General features: G+C 71.4%; 19 protein-coding genes and 1 pseudogene. 10 read left to right on the forward strand and 10 right to left on the reverse strand.

Annotation, left to right across the window (positions count from 1 at the left end; translation table 11 throughout):
- Positions 1 to 54: 54 nt before the first annotated feature.
- Entirely contained in the window at positions 55 to 645 is a 591-nt protein-coding gene (locus tag ACFVZW_RS29655) for a TetR/AcrR family transcriptional regulator (RefSeq protein ID WP_384527552.1), read from the reverse strand.
- A 97-nt stretch (positions 646 to 742) separates the two neighbouring features.
- On the opposite strand from ACFVZW_RS29655, the gene ACFVZW_RS29660 reads away from it, so the two are divergent.
- A complete protein-coding gene (locus ACFVZW_RS29660; protein WP_384527555.1) occupies positions 743 to 1,651 on the forward strand; it encodes an NAD(P)-dependent oxidoreductase in 909 nt (302 codons plus the stop codon).
- A 27-nt stretch (positions 1,652 to 1,678) separates the two neighbouring features.
- Here ACFVZW_RS29660 and ACFVZW_RS29665 read toward each other — a convergent pair whose 3' ends face one another.
- Positions 1,679 to 2,323, reverse strand: a complete 645-nt coding sequence (locus tag ACFVZW_RS29665; protein ID WP_384527558.1) for a TetR/AcrR family transcriptional regulator — start codon at positions 2,321 to 2,323, stop codon at positions 1,679 to 1,681.
- A gap of 128 nt (positions 2,324 to 2,451) precedes the next feature.
- The gene (locus ACFVZW_RS29670) at positions 2,452 to 4,503 is read right to left on the reverse strand and encodes a discoidin domain-containing protein (protein ID WP_384527604.1); all 2,052 of its coding nucleotides are present in this window, start codon (positions 4,501 to 4,503) and stop codon (positions 2,452 to 2,454) included.
- A gap of 277 nt (positions 4,504 to 4,780) precedes the next feature.
- Between ACFVZW_RS29670 and ACFVZW_RS29675 the strand changes: the two genes are divergently transcribed.
- The gene (locus ACFVZW_RS29675; protein ID WP_384527560.1) at positions 4,781 to 5,587 is read left to right on the forward strand and encodes a pectate lyase; all 807 of its coding nucleotides are present in this window, start codon (positions 4,781 to 4,783) and stop codon (positions 5,585 to 5,587) included.
- Here ACFVZW_RS29675 and ACFVZW_RS29680 read toward each other — a convergent pair.
- Entirely contained in the window at positions 5,578 to 6,849 is a 1,272-nt protein-coding gene (locus tag ACFVZW_RS29680; protein WP_384527563.1) for an MFS transporter, read from the reverse strand. The two genes, ACFVZW_RS29675 and ACFVZW_RS29680, sit on opposite strands and share 10 nt — an antisense overlap.
- Before the next feature lie 107 nt (positions 6,850 to 6,956).
- Here ACFVZW_RS29680 and ACFVZW_RS29685 point away from each other — a divergent pair, with 107 nt between their 5' ends.
- The gene (locus tag ACFVZW_RS29685; RefSeq protein WP_384527566.1) at positions 6,957 to 7,472 is read left to right on the forward strand and encodes a hypothetical protein; all 516 of its coding nucleotides are present in this window, start codon (positions 6,957 to 6,959) and stop codon (positions 7,470 to 7,472) included.
- Here ACFVZW_RS29685 and ACFVZW_RS29690 read toward each other — a convergent pair.
- Positions 7,415 to 8,860, reverse strand: a complete 1,446-nt coding sequence (locus tag ACFVZW_RS29690; RefSeq protein ID WP_384527568.1) for a purine-cytosine permease family protein — start codon at positions 8,858 to 8,860, stop codon at positions 7,415 to 7,417. The genes ACFVZW_RS29685 and ACFVZW_RS29690 overlap by 58 nt on opposite strands.
- A gap of 69 nt (positions 8,861 to 8,929) precedes the next feature.
- On the opposite strand from ACFVZW_RS29690, the pseudogene ACFVZW_RS29695 reads away from it, so the two are divergent.
- Both ACFVZW_RS29695 and ACFVZW_RS29700 read left to right on the forward strand, forming a co-directional pair.
- Positions 8,930 to 9,574, forward strand: a pseudogene (locus tag ACFVZW_RS29695) (TetR/AcrR family transcriptional regulator); the annotation flags it as partial.
- A 218-nt stretch (positions 9,575 to 9,792) separates the two neighbouring features.
- A complete protein-coding gene (locus ACFVZW_RS29700) occupies positions 9,793 to 11,415 on the forward strand; it encodes an amidohydrolase (protein ID WP_384527571.1) in 1,623 nt (540 codons plus the stop codon).
- Between the two features lie 19 nt (positions 11,416 to 11,434).
- Here the strand turns inward: ACFVZW_RS29700 and ACFVZW_RS29705 are convergent, their stop codons facing one another.
- From ACFVZW_RS29705 to ACFVZW_RS29720, 4 genes are all read right to left on the reverse strand, one after another.
- Positions 11,435 to 13,072 carry an amidohydrolase gene (locus ACFVZW_RS29705; protein ID WP_384527574.1) on the reverse strand — a complete coding sequence of 546 codons (1,638 nt, stop codon included), beginning with the start codon at positions 13,070 to 13,072 and terminating at the stop codon, positions 11,435 to 11,437.
- Positions 13,073 to 13,167: 95 nt separating this feature from the next.
- On the reverse strand, positions 13,168 to 13,884 hold the full coding sequence (locus tag ACFVZW_RS29710) for a formylglycine-generating enzyme family protein (protein WP_384527577.1): 717 nt from the start codon (positions 13,882 to 13,884) through the stop codon (positions 13,168 to 13,170).
- A complete protein-coding gene (bla, locus tag ACFVZW_RS29715; RefSeq protein WP_384527580.1) occupies positions 13,881 to 14,852 on the reverse strand; it encodes a class A beta-lactamase in 972 nt (323 codons plus the stop codon). The genes ACFVZW_RS29710 and bla overlap by 4 nt, the downstream gene beginning before the upstream one ends.
- 60 nt (positions 14,853 to 14,912) lie before the next feature.
- Positions 14,913 to 15,848 (reverse strand): hypothetical protein, encoded by a 936-nt coding sequence (locus ACFVZW_RS29720; RefSeq protein WP_384527582.1) that lies wholly within the window; start codon positions 15,846 to 15,848, stop codon positions 14,913 to 14,915.
- A gap of 209 nt (positions 15,849 to 16,057) precedes the next feature.
- Between ACFVZW_RS29720 and ACFVZW_RS29725 the strand changes: the two genes are divergently transcribed.
- Positions 16,058 to 16,441, forward strand: coding sequence for a hypothetical protein (locus tag ACFVZW_RS29725; RefSeq protein ID WP_384527585.1), 384 nt, complete (start codon positions 16,058 to 16,060; stop codon positions 16,439 to 16,441).
- Between the two features lie 110 nt (positions 16,442 to 16,551).
- Positions 16,552 to 17,433, forward strand: coding sequence for an alpha/beta fold hydrolase (locus ACFVZW_RS29730; RefSeq protein WP_384527588.1), 882 nt, complete (start codon positions 16,552 to 16,554; stop codon positions 17,431 to 17,433).
- Between the two features lie 103 nt (positions 17,434 to 17,536).
- Here ACFVZW_RS29730 and ACFVZW_RS29735 read toward each other — a convergent pair whose 3' ends face one another.
- Entirely contained in the window at positions 17,537 to 18,190 is a 654-nt protein-coding gene (locus tag ACFVZW_RS29735) for a Tat pathway signal sequence domain protein (protein ID WP_384527591.1), read from the reverse strand.
- Positions 18,191 to 18,651: 461 nt separating this feature from the next.
- Here ACFVZW_RS29735 and ACFVZW_RS29740 point away from each other — a divergent pair, with 461 nt between their 5' ends.
- From ACFVZW_RS29740 to ACFVZW_RS29750, 3 genes are all read left to right on the forward strand, one after another.
- Positions 18,652 to 19,326, forward strand: a complete 675-nt coding sequence (locus ACFVZW_RS29740) for a TetR/AcrR family transcriptional regulator (RefSeq protein WP_384527593.1) — start codon at positions 18,652 to 18,654, stop codon at positions 19,324 to 19,326.
- A 208-nt stretch (positions 19,327 to 19,534) separates the two neighbouring features.
- Positions 19,535 to 20,191 (forward strand): DUF6230 family protein, encoded by a 657-nt coding sequence (locus tag ACFVZW_RS29745; protein ID WP_384527596.1) that lies wholly within the window; start codon positions 19,535 to 19,537, stop codon positions 20,189 to 20,191.
- Positions 20,192 to 20,193: 2 nt separating this feature from the next.
- Positions 20,194 to 20,640 carry a DUF6114 domain-containing protein gene (locus ACFVZW_RS29750; protein ID WP_384527598.1) on the forward strand — a complete coding sequence of 149 codons (447 nt, stop codon included), beginning with the start codon at positions 20,194 to 20,196 and terminating at the stop codon, positions 20,638 to 20,640.
- Positions 20,641 to 20,659 lie beyond the last annotated feature (19 nt).

The following is a 20,659-nucleotide window of genomic DNA, read 5'->3' on the forward strand; positions in this document are numbered from 1 at the left end:
CGCAAAGGACCAACCCTGGCGCCCCCGCCCGGGGGGGGGGGGGGAGATTATTGCTCACCCCCCCCCCCGCGCTCCGCCCCCCCGCCCCGCGACCTCCAGCGGCGTCACGCTGCGGGCGACCTGAGCCGCCAGTTCAGCGCCTTCCAGGGTGGCGATCACCGTGTGCGCCAGCTCCTCGGCGTCCTCCCCGGCGAACCCCGTGTCGCGCAGCTTCTCGGCGACCACAGCGCGCCACCGTGCGAACGCCTCGGCTGCCGCCTGCTGGATGTCCGGCGCGCTGGTCGCCGTGCCCACGACGGTGGAGGTCACCGGGCAGCCGTCGAGCCAGTCGGAGTCGCGCAGCCCTTCGGCGAGCGACGCGGTGAGCGCGAGAAGGGCCTTCTCCGGCTCCGGCTCCGCGTCGAGAGCCTCGCGCAGGAACTCGGTGAACTCCTCGTCGCCGAGCCGCACGGCGGCTGTGCCGAGCTCCTGCTTGCCGCCGGGGAAGAAGTGGTACACGGAGCCGAGCGTCGCCCCGGCCTCGCGGGAGATCTGCTTGATGCCGGTGCCTTCGTAGCCCTGGCGCTGCATCAGGCGTGAGGTCGTACGGATGATCCGCTCACGCGTTCCGGCGGTCTCGGGATCCTGCGGGGCCTTGGTCTTCACGCCTCCACACTACCGAACTAGAGCGTTCGTTCTAGCCTCTGTGCTACGTTCCTCTCTAGATAGAGCGTTCGTTCTAGTGATTCTCGGGGAGAACTCTGTGAGCACGTCTGCTGTGAGCACGTCTGCTGTGAACACCTCGTCCGTGACCGTCATCGGTCTCGGCCCGATGGGCCAGGCGATGGCCGGCGCCTACCTGGACGCCGGCTACCGGGTCACCGTCTGGAACCGCACCGCGAGCCGCGCCGATGCCCTGGTCGCCAGGGGCGCGGTGCGCGCCGCCACCGTCGGGGAGGCCCTGGTGGCCAACGAGGTGGTGGTGCTGAGCCTCACCGATTACGCCGCCATGTACTCGATCCTGGAGCCCGCCGCCTCGGCGCTGGAGGGCCGTGTCCTGGTCAACCTCAGCTCGGACACACCCGAGAAGGCCCGCGAGGGGGCCGCCTGGGCGGCGAAGCACGGGGCACGCCATCTGACCGGCGGAGTGCAGACACCGCCGTCCGGCATCGGCTCGACGGAGTTCGACACCTTCTACAGCGGTCCGCGGGATCTCTTCGAGGAGTTCAAGGGCGTCCTGAAGGTGATCACGGGTACGGACTACCGCGGCGAGGACCCGGGGCTGGCAGCGCTCTACTACCAGCTTCAGATGGACCTCTTCTGGACCGCCCTCACCGCCTGGCTGCACATGCTGGCGCTGGCGAACGCTAACGGCATCAGCGCCTCGGAGATCAGTCCGTTCGCGAGCGGGACGCTGGGCGGGATGGGCCGGTTCATCGACTTCTACACACCGCGGATCGAGGCGGGGCGGCACTCCGGCGATGTCGAGCGCATCTCGATGGCCGTGGCGAGCCTGGAGCATGTCGTGCATACGACACGGGACTCGGGCGTGGACGCGACGCTGCCCGCGGCGTTGCTGGAGACGTTCCGGCGGGGCGCGGCCGAGGGCTACGAGGAGGAGAGCCTGACGCGGCTGATCGAGGTGTTCGGGCGGGGAGCGGCGGCGAAGTAGCCGCTCCCCGGCGGGGGACGGCCCGCGTCAGGAGAGCGCGAGGCTCGGCCCGCCGCCACGGCCGGCGTCAGCCGTACCGTCACCGGCGAGTGCGGCGACCTGGTCCGTGATCAGGTCGAGGATCGTCGCCGAGGCCTCCGGGTCGTGGCCCAGGACGAGGAAGTTCAGGGTCAGTCCGTCGGTCACGGCGGCCAGATAGCGGGCCAGGACCGGGACGGAGACCCGGAGTTCGAGCCCCATGCCCGCGCTGACCTCCTCGATGAGCCCGTGGTAGATCTCGGCGTACCGCTCGTGCTGACGACGCGCCAGTGGCTCGAACCCCGGTGTGCGCAGGGCGTATTGGGTGAGCTCGTACGTGAGCATGTGCTCGCCCGGGTGCGCGCGGACATGGTCCCAGTAGGCGTCGAAGCCGGCCCGGATCGTCTCCCGGAAGGTGGCCCGCGGGCGCAGCGCCTCCTTCACGACCCCCACGTAGTGGTCGGTGATCGTCGTGATCACGGACTCCAGGAGCGCCTGCTTGGAGTCGAAGCAGTAGTGGAAGACGCTCAGCGACACGCCCGCCTCGGCGACGATGGACCGGGTCGTCGTCCTCGGGACGCCGTCCCGGGTCATCGCGCGGATCGCGGCCTCGGTCAGTTGCCGGCGCCGATCGGCGAGGGGCATGCGGGACATACGGTGGATCCTCTCGGTTCTGCGGTCGGCCGCCCCGGGGGAGCGGCGAGGGCCGGGCGGGGTGGACCCGATCGGATCCATCCCGCCCGGCCCGTGGGCCGTGCCTCGTCGCCCTGTCTCGTCGTGGCTCAGCCGCTGTAGACGCCCACCTCGTGGAGCGAGTACCCCCAGTCGGTGGCCCGCTGCACTCCCTGGATCCGTACGTACCGGGCGGTGGTGCCGGCGAATCTCGCCGTGTCCAGGCCGCCGTCACCGGCCTCGGTCGACCAGACGGTACGCCACACGGCGTCGTCGTCGGACACCTCGATGCGGTACGCCCTGCCGTACGCCCGCTCCCAGTCGAGGGTGATGCGCTTGACCAGCTGCGGCTGCCCGAGGTCGATGCGCAGCCACTGGCCCTCCCTCCACTCGCTCGCCCAGCGGGTGCCCCGGTCACCGTCCACGGCCCGGCCGGGCGCGTAGGTGACGAACGGGTTCCACCACTCGGTGGTGGAGGCGGAGGCCGCCGCGCCCGAGGCCAGGTTCACCCCGGCCCGATGCTGCTCGGAGGCGCCCCAGGTGTCGAGGTAGGACTCGGCGCCGCGGAAGAGGTCGTCCACCACGCCCTGACCGCCGACCTTGCGGATGTCCTCGATCCAGTCCGGCACGAGCCCGGCGTGCGAGGCGCCGTCGGTGTTGAGGTCCCAGGTGCGCTGCCCGGTGGTCTGCCGGTCGATGACCGAGCCGCCGTCGACGCTGCGGAAGGGGTACGTGACCTTGTTCGGCGCGTCGGCGCCGCGCGGGCCGGGCCAGCCGCCGACGCCGTTCATGTCGGTCCCGTAGCCGTAGCCGACCCCGTACTTGTCGCGCAGGGCGTCCTTGGCCTTGGCCTCCGCGCTGAACGCCTCGGACCCGTTCATGTACTGGGCGGCGAACCCGCCGAGCTTGTACAGCCGCTCGGTCCAGCTGCTGTCCATCCAGCTGTGCGAGGAGATCGCGCCGGGGTAGGACTCCGACTCCATGATGTCGAAGGCCCGGCCGGCGGCCTTCACGCTCATGTGGTCGAGTTCCAGCATCATCTTGCGTTTCATCATCCCGCGCACCGCGTACTCGCCGAGTTCGGTGAGCCCGCGGGTGTTGCACCGGGCGTTCTGGTCGTACCCGGGCACGCTCACGCCGGCCGGCAGCTCCTTCTGCGCGTTCGGCGCCGCGGCCAGGCCGATCGGGTTGTCCTGCTGCGGGCCCGCGCACTGCTCGGTCTTCCAGAAGGTCCCCGTGGAGAGGAACTGGCCCACGTTGATCGCCGTGCCGAGCGCCCCGGAGTCGAAGCGGACCCCGCAGAGCGCGTTGTCGAACTTGTGGCACAGGAACATGCTGCGCACGCCGAGCCCGTGGAGCTCGTCCAGGCCGCGGTCGATGTCCGCCCGGGAGCACTGCGCGATGTCGAGGATCTGCTTGCACCCGAAGGGCTCGGAGGTCTCGACGCCGAGCACCACGGCCAGCTTGCCCTGGGCGATGACGTCGCGGGCCTGGGCGCTGTCGGTGACGATCCGGAACCAGCCCTTCCCGGGGCCGCCGAACATCTTGTCGACGTAGTCCTGCATCTCGTACGTCTTCCTGGCCTGCAGGCGGATGGAGTCCATCTCGTCGCAGCCGCGGTCCTTGAAGAAGTAGACCGAGCAGATCACGCCGTTGGTGACCAGGTCGTTGACGAGGACCCGCTGGCCGCCGCGCCAGGCCCGCTCGACCCAGGCGTAGTAGTTCTGCTGGTGGGTCAGCGAGTCATGGGCGGGCCAGTCCTTGAAGGTCGGCCAGCCGTTCGGGTCGTGCTTGCCGTCGCCGCCCTTGGTGATGAAGTCGAAGATCGCGAGCGAGCCGTCCGGGTAGTGCTCGGGACAGTCCTTGAGCGCGTCGGCGACGCCCAGTTCGGAGAAGGTCTTGCCGCAGATGAGGCGCCCGCCGAAGGCCTCGTTCGACATCAGGTGGTTGTGCGCGTCGACGAACCCGCGCACCTCGCCCTGGGCGTTGGTGCCCTTGAAGGGTTCGCCCGTGATGTTGATGGCGGAGTCGGGCTGGGGGCGGGCGGAAGGGTTCCACCAGGTGTCGTCGGCGGCGGAACCGGGCGCGGGGCCGAGCAGCATGGCGGCCAACGTGGCCAGGAGCAGCGACAGTACGGCCAAGGCCCTGCCTCTGCCGGTCATGGAGCTGCGTGGGGGGCGCGTCAGGGACATCACTCACGTCCTCGGTCGGCGGGTCGGCGGCGCGGTGTGAGTTGTCATGTTCCGCGCTGAGGGTGTGACGAGAATCCCGACTGCCACGACCCGAGTCAAGAGTCCGGGACACTTGACCTGATGGACCGTCGGGTCGGGTCGGCGCGTGGAAGGAACCCCGATTCCGACGGCAACCTTCGGCCGAGCGGCGGCGACAAGGAGGCGCAAGGACCGAACGGACCCCCCCCACACCGAAGGCATGGGATACATGAGCAGACACAAGAGACGGCCCAAGCGCGTCGTCGTCCTCTCCGCGACCGCCGCCACGCTCGGGCTGACGACCGCCGTGCTGGCGACCACCCTGATGAGCCCCGCGAGCGCGGCCGGTGCCTGGCCCAAAGCCAAGGGCGACAAGCCGGTCACCAGCACGATCGAGGTCACCGGGACGTACGACGGCAAGCTCCAGCGCTTCTACGGGAGCGGCGCGCTCGGCGGGGACGGGCAGGACGAAGGGCAGGCCCCGCTCTTCAAGCTGAAGGACGGCGCCGTCCTCAAGAACGTCGTGCTCGGCTCGCCGGCCGCCGACGGCATCCACTGCATGGGCAGTTGCACGATCCAGAACGTCTGGTGGGAGGACGTCGGCGAGGACGCCGCCACCTTCAAGGGCACCTCGGCGGACTCCGTGTACTCGGTCTACGGCGGCGGCGCCCGCAAGGCCTCCGACAAGGTGTTCCAGTTCAACGGCGCCGGCAAGCTGGTCGTCACCAAGTTCCAGGTCTCCGAGTTCGGCAAGCTGGTGCGCACCTGCGGCAACTGCTCCAAGCAGTACCGCCGTTCGGTCATCGTCAACGACGTGGACGTGACCGGGCCCGGCAAGTCGCTCGTCGGCGTCAACGCGAACTACGGGGACACCGCGGCCCTGCGCAATGTCCGGATCCACGGCGACAGCGGCAAGAAGATCAAGCCGTGCGTCCGCTTCCAGGGCAACACGACGGGCAAGGAGCCCGTCGAACTGGGCAGCGGCCCCGACGGCACGCACTGCAAGTACACCGGCTCGGACATCAGTTACGACTGAGGCCCCGACGCCACCGGCGCCCTGCGCGCCGGTGGCGTCCGCTCGTCGCCCGCCGGGTCCTCGCCGGGGTCGAGGGGCTGATGACGCTGCGCCCAGCGGACGGCCAGGGGTGCGGCCAGACCCGTCAGCGCGAACAGCGCGCCCACGACGTACCACCCGGGCCGCCCCCAGGTGATGCAGAGCGCGATGAGCAGTCCCGGCCCGAGGGTCTCGGCGAGACCGGCACCCAGGCCGAACACGCCCAGGTACTGGCCGGTGGCATGCCTCGGAGCGAGGGCGAACGACACCTCGAAGCCTCCGGCGGCATGCCACAGTTCGCCGATCGTGTGGACGACGACCGCGGTCATGAGCAGCGTCACGGCGGCCCACGTCGGCGGTCCGGCGGACAGCGAGATCAGTGAGCAGGAGACGAGGAAGGCCACACCCGATCGGCGGTAGGCGGCTCCGCCGGCGGCGGGGGAGTCGACGGCGCGGCTGGCGCGCACCTGGCAGGCGATGACGATGACCGTGTTGACGAGCATCGTGCCCGAGATGAGCCAGCGCGGTGCGGTGACCGCGTCGACCAGCCAGAGGGGGATGGCCACGGTGAGCACCTTGAACTGGATGGCCATGATGCCGTCGAGGGCCGTGAGCAGAAGATAGGGCCGGTCCCGCAGGGCGACCCAGCGCGGACCGCCCACGGCGGGGCCGGGTGCGACCGGCGGCAGGAGGACCAGGATCGCCGCGGAGGCCGCGAAGGCGATCGCGTTGCCGACGACCAGAAGCTGGTACGCGGTGTGGGTGCCCACCTGGACCACCCAGCCGGCCAGCAGGGCGCCGAGCGAGATGCCGATGTTGGTCACCGAGCGGAGATAGGCGCGGAACCGCTGCGGACGGTCCCCTCCGTAGTGCCGGATCAGGGGACTGCGTGCGGCAAGGCCCGCCGCCTGCGCGCCGGTGGCCGCGCAGACCGCCAGGACGAACATCCAGAAGTCGTCGGCGAACACGAAGCCCGCCGTCGCCGCCGTCCGGACCACGAGGGTGATCGCGTAGACGCCGCGCGCTCCGCGGGTGTCCGCCAGGCGGCCGACGGCGATGCCCACCGCGAGCGAGACGAACCCGGCGATCCCGAGCCCGAGGCCCACCTGGCTCGCAGGAAGGTGCACTGCCTGGGTGAAGTACAGGACCCCGGCGGTCAGATAGAGGCCGCTGCCGACCGTGTTGACGAAGTTCGAGGCGGCGATGACCCGTTGAGGGCCGGTGTCCGGCAACAGAGTGGGCATGGCGGGGCTCCGCGTCCAGGTCAGGCGGTAAGGACCCGGATAGCTTCTTGCATATTACTTGCAACAGCAAGAGGTAGGCGGAAAGCGAGCCCCCTTACGCTGGCGGCATGGACCGGAACCGGAAGCGCGACCGTAGGCCGGCCCGGCGCGCGCGGGTGGGCGCGGCCGGGTCGACTGCTCTGCCGGACGTGGTTGTCGCCGGGAGCGGCGTGGTCCTCGTGGGGTTCTTCTCCGCCCGCCGGAAGGACTTCGGTGCCCTCATGGAGGCCGCGGCCGGAGAGGTGACGGCGCGGGGCGGGGAGGTCGTCGGGGAGTTCGTCCAGCGCCGGGGTGTGTCCAGGGGCGGGGCGCGGCTGTTGGGGGTGCCGTACTCCTTGCGGACCGTGCTCGGCTCCGGGAAGGTGCGCGAAGTCGTCGAGCTCTGCGGGCGGACCGGGGCCGACGCCGTCGTCTTCGTGACACCCCTGACGGATCATCAGCGTCTCGTGCTGGCCGACGTCTTCAGTCGCCCCGTGGCGAGCCTTGCCGACGTCCTCCGCCCTCCTGTCCCGGCCGGCGCCGACGGTCAGGCGCCCGCGCGGGCCGCGCGTACGGAAGGGGAGTTCCGCATCAGCAGTGCGTAGACGGCAGAGGTGACCACGATGCCGGCGGGCAGCGCGAGGTCGGAGCCGGCCAAGGCGGCGGCGATCGGGCCTGTGTACACCGTGTTGACGCAGAGGGCGGCCGCGGTCACGCCGGCGCCGAGCGCGACGGCACCGGCTCCGTTGACGCCGCCGGAGTACCAGAACGGGCTCCCCCGGGTCTCGTCCATCAGCGCGAGACCGTCGTAGCGGTTGCGGCGCAGCAGGATGTCCGTGGCGTAGAGGGTCATGGCGGGGCCCAGCAGGACGACGGTCAGCTGCAGCACGTTGCTGACCGTGTCCAGGAAGTTGGACACGAGCAGCGCGTACAGGGTCAGGGCGGAGGCGACGGTTCCGTCGACGATCACGCTGAGCGAACGGCGGATGCGGATGCCGACGGCCTGCAGGGCGAGACCGGCGCTGTACGCGGTCAGGGCGTTGATCGAGATCGTGCCGAGGACCAGGGCGATCAGGAACACCGGGTGGAACCAGCCGGGCAGGATCTCCTCCAGCGCGGTCTGCGGGTCGGTCATGTCGACCGCCGTCGCGGCCAGCGCGCCGAGCGAGCAGACCGCGACGCTCGGCAGGAAGCCGCCGAGCGCGGTCCAGCCGGCGACCGCCCGCGGGGAAGCCGTACGGGGCAGATAGCGGGAGAAGTCCGCGCTCGTCGTGTACGAGAGCGGGCCGGAGGCGATGACGGTGACGCCGGCGAGGAGAGTCGCCCACAGGCCGGCACCCGTCAGCGGCGCGTCGGGTACGTGGCCGAAGTCCGCGCGCATCAACACCGCGTAGGCGACCACGCCGAAGGCGGCGGTGAGGGCGATCGTGATCGGCAGGTACAGCTTCACGATCAGGCCGTGACCGTAGACGCTGATGGTCAGCGTCAGCGCGGCGATGGCCAGGACGACGGCGGTCTTGACCACGGTGTTCGCCGGGAGGCCGATCTTGTCGACGAGGGCGAAGGCCGCGCTCGCGGCGGCGGCCAGATTCAGGGCGAAGTAACAGACGGAGATCATCCAGCCGGTGACCGCGTTGTTCACGCGATTGCCGCGGATGCCGTACATCGCCCGCGTGATCACCTCGCTGGGCACGCCCGCGGCCGGGCCCGACATCGCCAGCACTCCGGTGAGCAGCCAGAACAGATTGCCCACCACGATCACCAGGAGGGCCTGCCCCAGGCTCAGGCCCATGAGGACCAGAGCCCCGCCGATGACCAGGCTGAGGTAGTTGACGTTGGCCGCCGCCCAGATCGCGAACAGCTCACGGGGACGTCCATGACGTTCGGCATCGGGGATGTGATCGATGCCGTGGACCTCGACCCGTCCCGCCCGGTCGGTGACCGGCGGCGCGCCATCGGCGCCGTGGCGCGGGTCGGGGATGGTGGAAGTCATGAGGTCCTCCGGATACGTGTGGTGCGCACCTGCTTGCTTATTGGTCGCACACTCAATAGCATCGCCGGTATGTCGTCAAGCGTCCAGCGCAAACGAGTTCGCAAGTCCCCGGAGGCCCGACGGGCGGAGATCGTCGAGGCCGCGGCCCGGGTCGCCCTGACAGAGGGCCTGGAAACCGTCACCCTCCGGCGGATCGCCGAGGAGCTCGACGTACGACCGGGCCTGATCAGCCACTACTTCCCCTCGGCGGAGGATCTCGTCGCCGAGGCGTTCAGCACGGCGGCCACGGGCGAGCTCGACGCGCTGCTGCCCGCCGACCGGTCCGACGGGACCCCCACGCAGTACCTCGCGCGCTACTTCGCCCTCTCGGCCGGAGAGGCGTACGACGACATCAGCCGGCTCTGGATCAACGCCCGGCACCTCAGCCGCTACCGGCCCCTGCTGCGCGACCGGGTCGCCGAGCAGGAGCTCGCCTCCGACGACAGGCTGGAGGGGCTCATCCGGGACGGCGTCGGAACCGGGGAGTTCCGTACGGACGACCCCCGCGCGACGGCCATCCAGATCCTGGTCGTACTCGACGGCCTCGGCGCCCACGCGAACACCGACCGCAGCAACCGGCCGGAGGTGGTGACGCGCATGGCCGTCACCACGGCCGAGCGCGAACTCGGCCTGGCGCGCGGCGCCCTCGACCAGGCCGCCCCGCTACCGGAACCGGGTGCCGGGGGTGCCTCCGGCACCGGCACCACGGCACCCTCCGGCGAGGGCGGCGGGGACGCTTCCCCCGGCAACGCCTCGCCCGGCGCCGACGACAGCCCCGAGCCGACCACCCCCCACTGACCGACCCCTGCGGAGGCCGACGGCCGCCCCGCGCCCACCACCCCCCACTGACCGACCCTGCCCCACCCCTCCACCCGCTTCTGCCTGGAGCTCTTGTGCGCACCTCTCTCGTCCTGCTCTCCGCCCGACTGCTCGACCCGGTCACCGGCCGCCTCCTGCCGGAGAGCGCCCTGGCGGTGGCCGGAGGGCGGATCGCCGCCCTGGGGGACGACCGCGAGATCCGCGCGCTCGCCGACTCCTCGACGACCGTCGTCGATCTCAAGGGAGCCGCCGTCACCCCCGGCCTGACCGACGGACACCTCCACCCCGTCTCCGGCGCCGAACTCACCCACGGCCTCGACCTCTCGGGCTGCACCGACCTCGACTCCGTACGCGAGGCCCTCGCCCGCGAGGTCAGGACGCTGGAGCGCGGCGCATGGCTCTTCGGCTGGGGCCTGGACCCCAACGCGTTCGGCGACCGGCCCGTCGAGTCGGCCGCACTCGCGCCCGTACTGGACGGCGTACCGGCCCTGCTCCAGCTCTTCGACGCCCACTCCATGCTCGCCAGCCCCCGCGCGCTCGAACTGGCCGGAGTCGACGGACCCCGGACCTTCGACCAGGCCGCCGAGGTCGTCTGCGACGACTCGGGCCAGCCCACCGGCCTGCTCCTGGAGGACGCCGCCTGCGAGCTCGTCGAGCGCGCGGCGCCCCAGCCGACGCACGCCGAACGCCGGGACCGCCTCGCCGCCGCACTGCGCGCCATGGCCGCGGCCGGCTTGACCGGCGGGCATGCCATGGACGCCAACGGCGAGAGCCTCGCCCTCTACACCGAACTCGACGCGGTCGGCGCGCTTCCCCTGCGCCTGCGCGTCGCCCCCTGGTGCCAGCCCGGTACCGACGCGGACGGGCTGCGCTCCCTGATCGAGCAGCAGGGCACCGGCGGCGCGCTCTGGCGCACCGCCGGCGTCAAGCTCTTCATGGACGGCACGATCGACAACGGCACCGCCTGGCTCGAGCACCCGGACTGCCACGGCGAGTCCACCCACGCCTTCTGGCCCGACCCCGCCGCCTACACCCACATCATCGGCGAGCTGCACCGGGCCGGGGTGCCCACCGCCACCCACGCCATCGGCGACGCGGCCGTCCGGCATGTCCTCGACTCCGTGGAGAAGGCCCAGGCGGGCGACCGCAGCGGGGTGCGGCACCGCATCGAGCACATCGAGAGCGTGCCGGACGACACGCTGCGCCGCTTCGCCGAGCTCGGCGTCATCGCCTCCATGCAGCCCACGCACTGCTGCGACTTCACCCGCGCCGACCACACCGACAACTGGTCCCGCCGCCTCGGCGAGGAGCGTGCCTCCCGCGCCTGGCGCTGCCGAGACCTGCGCGACTCCGGAGCCTCCGTCGTCCTCGGCTCCGACTGGCCCATCGCGCCCTTCCCGCCGCTGGGTGTCATGGCGGGTGCCCGGCACCGTCGCCCGAGCCGCGACCTCACCCAGCCCCCGCACGGTCCCGAGCAGGCGCTCACAGCCCTGGAAGCGCTCCAGGGCATGACCCTCGTCCCCGCGTTCGCGGCGGGGGAGGAGCACGAGGCGGGCCGACTGGTCGTCGGGCACCGCGCCGATCTCACCGTCCTCGCCGACGACCCGCTGACCGTCACCGCCACCGAACTGCCGGACCTGCCCGTCCTGCTCACCGTGCTCGACGGCCGGCCCACCCACCGCGACGCGAGCCTGTGACCCCACCGACCAGGCCGGCTCAGCTCTCGTAGACGCAGGCACCGCCGACGTACGTGGCCTCCACGCGCAGCCCCGCCAGCTCCGAGGCGGATACAACGTACGGGTCACGGTCCAGCACGACCAGGTCGGCGAGCCCGCCCGGCCGCAACGTCCCCGTGTCGTCGAGACCGTTGACGTACGCGGAGCCGGCCGTGTAAGCCGTGAGCGCCGTCGTGAGGTCGAGCCGCTGATGCGGCAGGAAGACGCGCTCGGGGTCACGGCCCGGCTCGACCCGGTTGACCGCGACGTGAATGCCCTCCAGGGGAGCGGCGGAGCTGACGGGCCAGTCGCTGCCCGCCGCCAGCCGCGCGCCGCTGTGGTGCAGATCCAGGAAGGGGTACTGCCAGGCCGCGCGCTCCGGGCCGAGGAAGGGAATGGTCAGCTCGTCCATCTGCGGCTCATGGGCCGCCCACAGGGGCTGCAGATTGGCGACCGCGCCGAGCTGTGCGAAACGGTGGATGTCGTCGGGGTGCACGACCTGGAGATGCGCGAGGTGATGACGGTTGCCGCGCTGCCCGTTGGCCTTCCCGGCGGCCTCGACGGCGTCGAGGGCCTCACGGACGGCGCGGTCGCCGAGCGCGTGGAAGTGCACCTGGAAGTCGAGGGCGTCGAGCTGGGTGACGTACGCGCGCAGGGCGACCGGGTCGACGAAGCTCAGACCGGCGTTGCCCGTGGCGCAGCCGCAGGAGTCGAGGTACGGAGTGGTCATGGCGGCCGTGAAGTTCTCGGCCACGCCGTCCTGCATGATCTTCACCGAGTCGGCCCGGAACCGGCCGTGGCGCAACGTCTCGCGCCGCTCGACGAGGTGGGGGATCTGCTCGGCGCCGGCGTCGCGGTCCCACCACAGGGCGCCGTTGACGCGAGCGGTCAGCAGACCGCTCTCGGCGGCCGTCAGATAGGTCCCGGAGACATCGGGATGGCCGCCGTAGGAGCCGAGGATGGCGTCCTGCCAGGCGGTGATGCCGTACGAGTGCAACAGCCGCTGGGCGCGCTCGAGTCCGGCCAGCAGGTCCTGCGCGGTGGGCGCGGGCACGACCCGGCTGACCACGAGGACCGCGCCCTCCTGCAACATGCCCGACGGGGTGCCGTCCGGCTCGCGTTCGATGCGCCCGTCGGCCGGGTCGGGCGTCGAGGCGGTCACGCCCGCCAGTTCCAGGGCGCGGGTGTTGGCCCAGGCGCCGTGGTGGTCCCGGTTGGCCAGGAGCACCGGTCGGTCGGGCACCAGCTCGTCGAGTATCTCCCGGGTCGGCCGTCCGCCGGGGAAGCTCTCCATCGACCAGCCGGCGCCGGTGATCCACGGCCGCTCGGGATGGGCGGCGGCGTAGGCCGTGATCCGCCGCCGGTACTCGCCGAGGTCCGTGGTCCCCGACAGGTCACAGGCCCCCGACTCCAGTCCGGCGTACACCGGATGCACATGCGCGTCCTGGAACCCAGGCAGCAGCGCGCGCCCCTCCAGGTCCACCACCCGCGTGCCCGGCCCGACCAACTCCCGCACCTCCGCGTCGCTACCGACCGCCACGATCCGCTCCCCGGCGACGGCCAGGGCCGTGGCACGGGGCACTGAGGGATCCATGGTGAGGACGGCACCCGAGAGGAAGACGAGATCGGCGTGACGCATAGGGAGTTGCTCCTTGACGAGGTAGTACGAGGTAGGACGTGGTGGTTCGGGGCAGCGCTGATGGCGACGGCGTTCGTGGGTGCGCGCGTCGGCGGTCAGTGCGCGACGGAGCCCGGGGCGGGGCCCGCGACGGAGCGGGCGACGCGGAAGCCCACGTCGTCGACGCGGAACGTCGGGTGGCTGCGGCGGCGCGCGGACGCCCGGCAGCTCCAGTGCTCGTCGAACCAACCGCCGCCACGCAGCACCCGATAGGACCCGTAGACCTCGGGGTCGTAGACGTCCCAGCACCAGTCCCAGACGTTGCCGAGCATGTCGTGCAGCCCCCACGCGTTGGGGCGCCTGGTGCCCACCTCGTGAAGGCGTTCGTCGGAGTTGCCGCGGTACCAGGCGATCTCGTCGAGCGGCCCGTGACGCGGTCCGTCCGAACCGGCGCGGCAGGCGTGCTCCCACTCGGCCTCGGTCGGCAGCCGGTATCCGTCGGCCGACCTGTCCCACTCGATGCCGTCGCCCTCACCGCCATCGTCGATGCGGTAGGCGGCTGCGAACCCTTCCCGCTCGGACAGGGCGTTGCAGAACCGGACGGCGTCCCACCACGACACCCCCTCGACGGGCAGCCGGTCCCCGTGGGCGGTGCTGGGCCGCTGTCCGGTGACCTCCGCATAGCGCGCCTGCGTGACCGGGAAGCGCGCCAGCTCGTACGGGGCTACCTCCACCGGCCAACGGCGCTGCGTCCGTCGGTCCGACAGCGTGACCTGTCCTCCGGGGACGGAGACCAGGGCCGTGTCCGCCGTCCGTTCGCTCCTGTGCGTCATGACAGGGACTCGGCGACGGCGGCGGCCGCGTCGGCGATCAGCTTGTTGTCGTAACGAGCGTCCTGTGTCCGGCGGTTGGACAAGACGGCCAGGACGACGGGCGCGCGGCCGGGGGGCCAGGCGACGGCGATGTCGTTGCGCGTGCCGTACGTGCTGCCCGCGCCGGACTTGTCGCCGACGACCCAACCCCTGGGCATCCCCGCCCGGATGAGTTCCGTGCCCGTGGTGCTCGTCTTCAGCCACGTCGCCAGCCGGGCCCGTTCATCGGAGCCGAGGACGTCGCCCAGGACCAGGGCGCGAAGGTCCTCGGCGAGAGCCTTCGGCGTACTCGTGTCGCGCGTGGCACCCGGCGCCCATTCGTTCAGCTGCGGTTCACGGCGTTCCACCTGGGTGACATCGTCGCCCCACTCGCCGAGCATTGTGTCGAGCCTCCGGGGGCCGCCGAGTTGGTCGAGAAGGAGGTTGACCGCGGTGTTGTCGCCGTGACGTACGGCTGCCTCGCACAGCTCGTCCAGACTCATCCCGGTGCCCACGTGCTTCTCGGTCACGGGGGAGTGGTCCACCAGGTCGTCCCGGGAGTACGTGACCTTCCTGCCCATCCCGCCCGAGGTGTACGTGCGCAGCACGGCGCCGGCGGCGAGGGCCTTGAAGGTGGAGGCGTAGGGGAAGCGGGCGTTGGCGTTGTGCGCGACCTCACGACCGCTGCCGGTGTCGATGGCGTACACCCCCAACCGCGCGTCGTACCTGCGTTCCAGCTCCTGCAAACGCGCGCTCACGGGCCGCGCCGCGGCCCCGCCCGCCGACGCGCGCGGTGGTGAAGGGGGTGACGACGACGGCGTGGCCGCCGGGGTGCCGCCCTGGCCGCAGGCCCCGAGCGGGACGAGTGTGAGGACGGCGGCCGCGGCGAGAAGGCAGCGGCGGGTGCGGCCGACGGGGCGGGCGGGGGTGCGGTTGCGGACATGCGGCATGGCTCCAACCTACCGACACCGCTGATCAGCCGCGGCGAGCGGCAGGGCCGTGTGCCCGGCTCAGCGACCGGGGGAGCGGGACCCGCTGACGGCCGCGATCACGGAGTGACGGACGGACTCCGGCGATGATGCCTGCATCCAGCCGACCCAGTCGGAGGACAGCCCTTGCGACCAGTGCTCCAGGGCCTCACTCCTCAGTTCGGCGAGGGCCTGACCCGGGAGGACCGCAGGGGGCGCGAACCGGCCGCCCGCGACCCGTACATGCTCCTCCCAGCGGTCCTGCCAGAACTCGACCGTCCAGCCCGGCCAGCGAACCGCCATGTCGTTGGCTCCTGGCACGGCGTCGAGCAGCCACCAGCCGACCCGTCGCCGCGCGGGATCGACATGGATGCCGGAATCGGCGGCAAGCGCGTGCACGCCGTGATCCGGCGCGTCGGCGAGCCGGTCGACGAGAGCCGGCCCTTCGGCGATCGGGTGGTCGTTGACGCCGGAGAGGACGTGGCAGCGGCCGGCGTCGCCGATCGTGACGACACGGACCAGGGGGTCGGGTTCCTCCAGCTCGTCGTCCCCGAGGTCCAGCGCCGACTCCGGGAGGACCTTTCGGCGAGGTTCACGTACCTCTTCCGGGTCCAGGCCCAGACGGGCTGCGAGATCGGCGGATCCGTCGTACGTCCAGCGCAGCTCCCAGCCCGGCCACGCCCGACGCAGAAGCTCCCAGGTGGCGGCCCGAAGCCGCATCTGTGTGACCGGACCCTCCCGGGCGAAGAACAGCAGTGTCCTGCTCCGCAGATCGATCAGCGCACCGGCCTCGCACATCCCGTCGTCGCGCCACCGCCCCTCCACCCGGCTGCGCGAGCGCAGCAGAGGCACGACGACACCGGGCCCGGCCAGCAGGTCGAGGTCGAGGCCCACCGCTCCAAAACGTGCCTCGTACACCTCGTGACGGTCCGCACCGCCGTCCTCCGGCACCACCACATACGTCGCCCAATCGGCCATGCCCGGAATGATCCCCTGCGCGGACCCGGAGGCCCAACGAATTCGGCGAGCCCGGCGTGCCGACGGCGAGATCCCGGAGCATTCTGGAAGCAACGGAAGATTCGGGGGCGGATCGAGTACGGAGAGAGGACACCATGACGGCTCCTCCCAGCGGTCCGCAATGGTCGGCTAAGCCGCCGCCCGGACCGCCGCGACGGCGCCGCACGTGCTTGACCACCAGCCTGATCGTCCTCGTCGTGCTCGCCCTCGTGGTCGTCGGTGGGATCGTGGCCGTGGTCCTCACCTTCGACGACCCGGGGAGTGACGATCCCGACGGGCCGCGCGGCGACGTGCGGATCACCGCCTGCCAGGTCGACGCCGCCACGAAGTGGCCGCATGCGGATGTCACGGTCACGAACCGCAGCAGCAAGCCCAGCGACTACCTCGTCAGCGTGGAGTTCGTGGTGCCGTCCGGCGACCGGGTCGCTGAGGCCGGTACGACGGTCGATCACCTGGCGCCGGGCCAGGTCTCGCAGGGCCGCGCGCAGAGCCTGTCCCAGGTCACCGGCACCGTGGAGTGCAGGGTGACGGACGTGATCCGCACGGCCTCGTGACCGCCGGAACCCTCTCCATGACTGACTTCAGGGGATTCACGAGCGAGCGATGACTTCCTGAGGCCGAGACGGTCTATACCCATGACACCGTTACGTTGGAAGGAATGGTCATGGTTGATGTCGAGACCCGTACGATCGAGGCCGCCGGCGCCACACTGCGCTACGACATCCGGGGGACCGCGAACGGAGCAGCCGCCGAGCGCACCCCGCTCTTCATGATCGGCTCGCCCATGGACGCCACCGGCTTCGCGACGCTGGCCTCGCACTTCACCGACCGGGTGGTCGTCACGTACGACCCGCGGGGCGTCAGCCGCAGCGACCGTACCGACGGCGCGACGGAGTCGACCCCCGAGGAGCACGCCGACGACCTGCGGCGAGTGATCGAGGCGCTGGGCGCGGGGCCGGTGGATCTGTTCGCGAGCAGTGGCGGGGCGGTCAACGCCCTCGCTCTGGTGGCGGCGCACGGAGACCTGGTGCGCACGCTCGTCGCGCACGAGCCGCCGACGGCGCGGGTCCTCCCGGACCGGGAGGCCGCGCTGGAGGTCTGCGCGGACGTTCACGCCACCTACCTGCGGGAGGGGATGGGGCCCGCGATGGCGAAGTTCTTCGCGGTGGCGAGCCGCAAGGGCCCCTTCCCGGAGAACTGGGCCGACGAGCCCGCTCCCTCTCCGGCCGACTTCGGGCTGCCGACCGAGGACGACGGCTCCCGCGACGACCCGCTGCTGGGCCAGAACATGCGCGGCTGCACGAGCTACCGGCCCGACTTCGACGCGCTGCGGGCCGCGCCGACGCGCATCGTCATCGCGGCCGGCGAGGAGTCCGAGGGAGAGTTCCCCGCCCGCGCCGCGGCGGAGATCGCCACCGGGATCGGCACCGAGCTGACGCGATTCCCGAGCCACCACGGCGGATTCCTGGGCGGGGAGTTCGGTCAGCAGGGAGCACCGGCCGACTTCGCGAAGACCCTGCACGAGGTGCTCGACGGCGACCGCTGACGCACTGTCACGGCGCGTCGCGCATGTGCTGTGGAGATGTGTGTTCCCCGGACCGGGACCGGTCCGGGGAACACACGTCTTCCTGGGTGTGTGGCCGTCCGGGTCAGTTGACGAAGACCGGGGCGCCGCCCTGCGTGGTGTCCTGGATGGGGCCGTACTTCGCCGAGAAGTAGCCGTTGGCCGGGCAGGTACCCGGGCCGCTTGCCTTGGTGAACAGCTGGTTCGTGAAGGTGAGCGAGTTGTCGGTGTTGGACGGGGAGGCGGTCAGGCCGGTGGCCCGGTAGACGCAGGTCGTCACGCCCAGGACGGTGTTGATCTTCAGCGTGGTCTGGATCGGCCCGGTACTGCCCGCGCTCACCGTGAGGCTGCCGCCGGAGGTCACGGACGTGGTGTACGGCAGGTTGTTGACCGTGATGCTCTGCACACCGGTCGCCCCGAAGATGTTGGTCGTACAGCTGCTCAGCGTGTGGGAGTTGAGCGTCTCGGTTGCGGTGCCGGGCGCCGCGGGGTTGCTGGTGACGGTGGCCGAGAAGCCGGAGGCGTTGCAGGTGATGCCGGTGCTGCCGCCCGAGGTGGTGGCGATCTTGGCGGTCGTGCCGGAGGACAGCGACGCGGCGACGACATCGCCGACCGCGACCGCGGGGCCGCCCGCGCTGCCGGTCGTCAGCACACTGCCGGCCGCGGTGGCCGCGGACGTGGCGGCCAGGACGGCGGCGACGGCGGCACCGGCGGTGGCTAACAGGGCTCGCTTGTTCATGAGGGGGTTCCTTTCGTTCCAGCGGTGAGGGTGGTGGAACTCGGCACAGCCGGGGGATGCCGGACACGCCGAGCACGGCTCCCGGCGGCGTCCGCCGCCGGGGTTCGGCGGGCGTGGGTGAGGGGGAGCGTGGGTGAAGGGAGCGAGAGAACGAACGGTGCGGCCGGGCAGCGTGGGGTGCGGCACGGCGGAGTACGCCGATCAAGGGGGAGCGCGGCTCGTACGGTCGTGCGGGCGGGACGCGATCGCCGCCGGGCCGATCCGGCGCCACGGATCGGCGGAGCGTGTCGCGGGACACTGAGGAGCGTGATACACGGAGGAGCGAGATACGCCGTGCGGTGTGCGGTGGTGGAGACGATCCCGTCTCGTGGAGCCCCTCCACCGGACACACGAGAGGAAAACCCATCAGGGTTGTAAACCTGTCGAGTATGTGACGTCAACAGCCCTGGGGGATGTGGCCGATGAAGAGCGCTCGCCCGACCGAGGAGCGGCAGATCCTGCCCGGAGCCCGTACGGGCCGCGAACCGGAGCGTTCCCTGCGCCCGGGGCCGCGCCGGCTGACGCCCGAACAGGTCGCGTCGCGGCAGCGGGAGAGGCTGCTCGACGGAGTGGCCCGTACCGTCGCGGCCAACGGGTACGGCGGTGCCCGCATCAGCGACATCTGCGCCGCCGCCGGAGTGACCCGGCCGGTGTTCTATGCCCTGTTCACGGGCAAGGAGGACGCCGTGCTGGCCGCGTACCGCGGTGGTACGCAGGTGGTGGTACGGGCCATGCAGGAGGCCTACGACGAGGCGGGCGGCGGAGCGGAATGGGCGGCGGCGGTACGGGCCGGGCTGCGGGTGATGCTGGCACTCCTGGGGCAGACGCCCGCCTTCGCGAGGATGGTGGTCGAGATCGAGTCCACCGGGCCTGCCGGGCGCCGGGCACGCGCCGAACTTCTGGCCAGTTTCCGCCGGTTCTTCGTGGACGCGCCCCCCGCGCCGCCCGGAGTGGAGAGGGAGGAGCTGGTGGCCACCGTCGTCGGGGCCGTGCACGCGGCGGTGCACCGCGCGGTCGACGAGGACCGGACCGGGGAGCTCCCGCGACTGCTCGACATCCTGGTGCACGTCGTCGTGTCGCCGTTCACGAGTCCTTGAGGACCCACCGGCACGATCGACACGTATGATCAACACCCGCTATTCGCACAGTAGTTGACTCGGGAGTAATGTCGGGCGTACGGTCCGAGAGGTTCCCTGCGGCACGCCGCCTCGGCACGAGTCCGAGGAAGACCCAGGCAGGTTGGGGAACCGTCCGCGCCAGGACGTCGCCGCCACAGGTCTGTTTCCTTCATGTCAGGAGCACCTCATGGCACTGTCCGAAGACTCCACGGACACCACCCCCTCCTTACCTCCGGGCGACGGCTCCGAGCGCCGCGGCAGAGTGCGCCTCCGGCGCGCCGCCCTGATGGGCGCGCCCGCCTTCGCGATCGCCTCCACCCTCGTCGTCCTCACCGCGCAGGGCGCGCTCGCCGCCCAGTTCGCCATCTCCGGAATGCCGTTCACCGTGACGGCCGACACCCTGCAGGGCACCGGCTTCGGTCAGTTCGGGGGCCTGGACAAAATGCCCGAGGGCAGCCCCAACGCCGGCGACACCGGCGGACAGGTGCTTGTCATCATCACCGCCATCCGCGAGGCGGAACTCACCAACCTCTGCCAGAGCGTGGAGCTCGGCGGCACCTTCCTGCACATCACCGCGGGCAACAAGGGCACACCGGTCAAGGCGTCGGGCCTGACCACCGACTCCACCGAGATCTCCGGCAAGCTCGCCGCGTTCGACAACATCGAGATCGGCGGGGACGCCAGCACCTTCGACAAGCCCCCGGTCAAGGGTCCGCTCGGCGTCTTCGGTCAGCAGGCGGACACCGTCACCATCAAGAACGTGCGCCAGACCAACTACGCCACGACCGCGACCCGGTTCACCCTGCCCGACCTGCACATGAGCTTCAGCTCCAGGGGCTGCTGACCATGACGGCCGGGTCGGAGACCACCGTCGAAGCCGCGGACACCGGCCCGCTCGCCCCGAGCGGCCGGCACCCCTGGCGGACGTTCCGCCGATGGCGCCACCGCCGCCCCTTCGGAGCGGGCCTCGCCGTCGCCCTGGGTGGCGCCGAGATCCTGTTCACCCAGCAGGCGAGCATCTCCGTCATCCTCACGGCGGGCGCGGACAGCCTCGTCGGCTACGTACTGCCGGTGATCATGATCCTGTCCGGCGTGCTCATCGTCCTCAACCCACGCCAGCGGCTGTTCTACTCGATCGTCGCGGTCCTGGCCTCGCTGGGGACCTGGGTCACGTCGAACCTCGGCGGCTTCTTCGTCGGCATGCTCCTCGGCCTCGTCGGCAGCTCACTCGCCTTCGGCTGGCTCCCGGACCAGCCGAGGCGCCGATGGCGCCGCGCGAAGAAGCAGGCGTGACACCCACCGATACGTGACC

The sequence above is a fragment of the Streptomyces sp. NPDC059567 genome, from assembly GCF_042735655.1.
GTDB lineage: Bacteria > Actinomycetota > Actinomycetes > Streptomycetales > Streptomycetaceae > Streptomyces.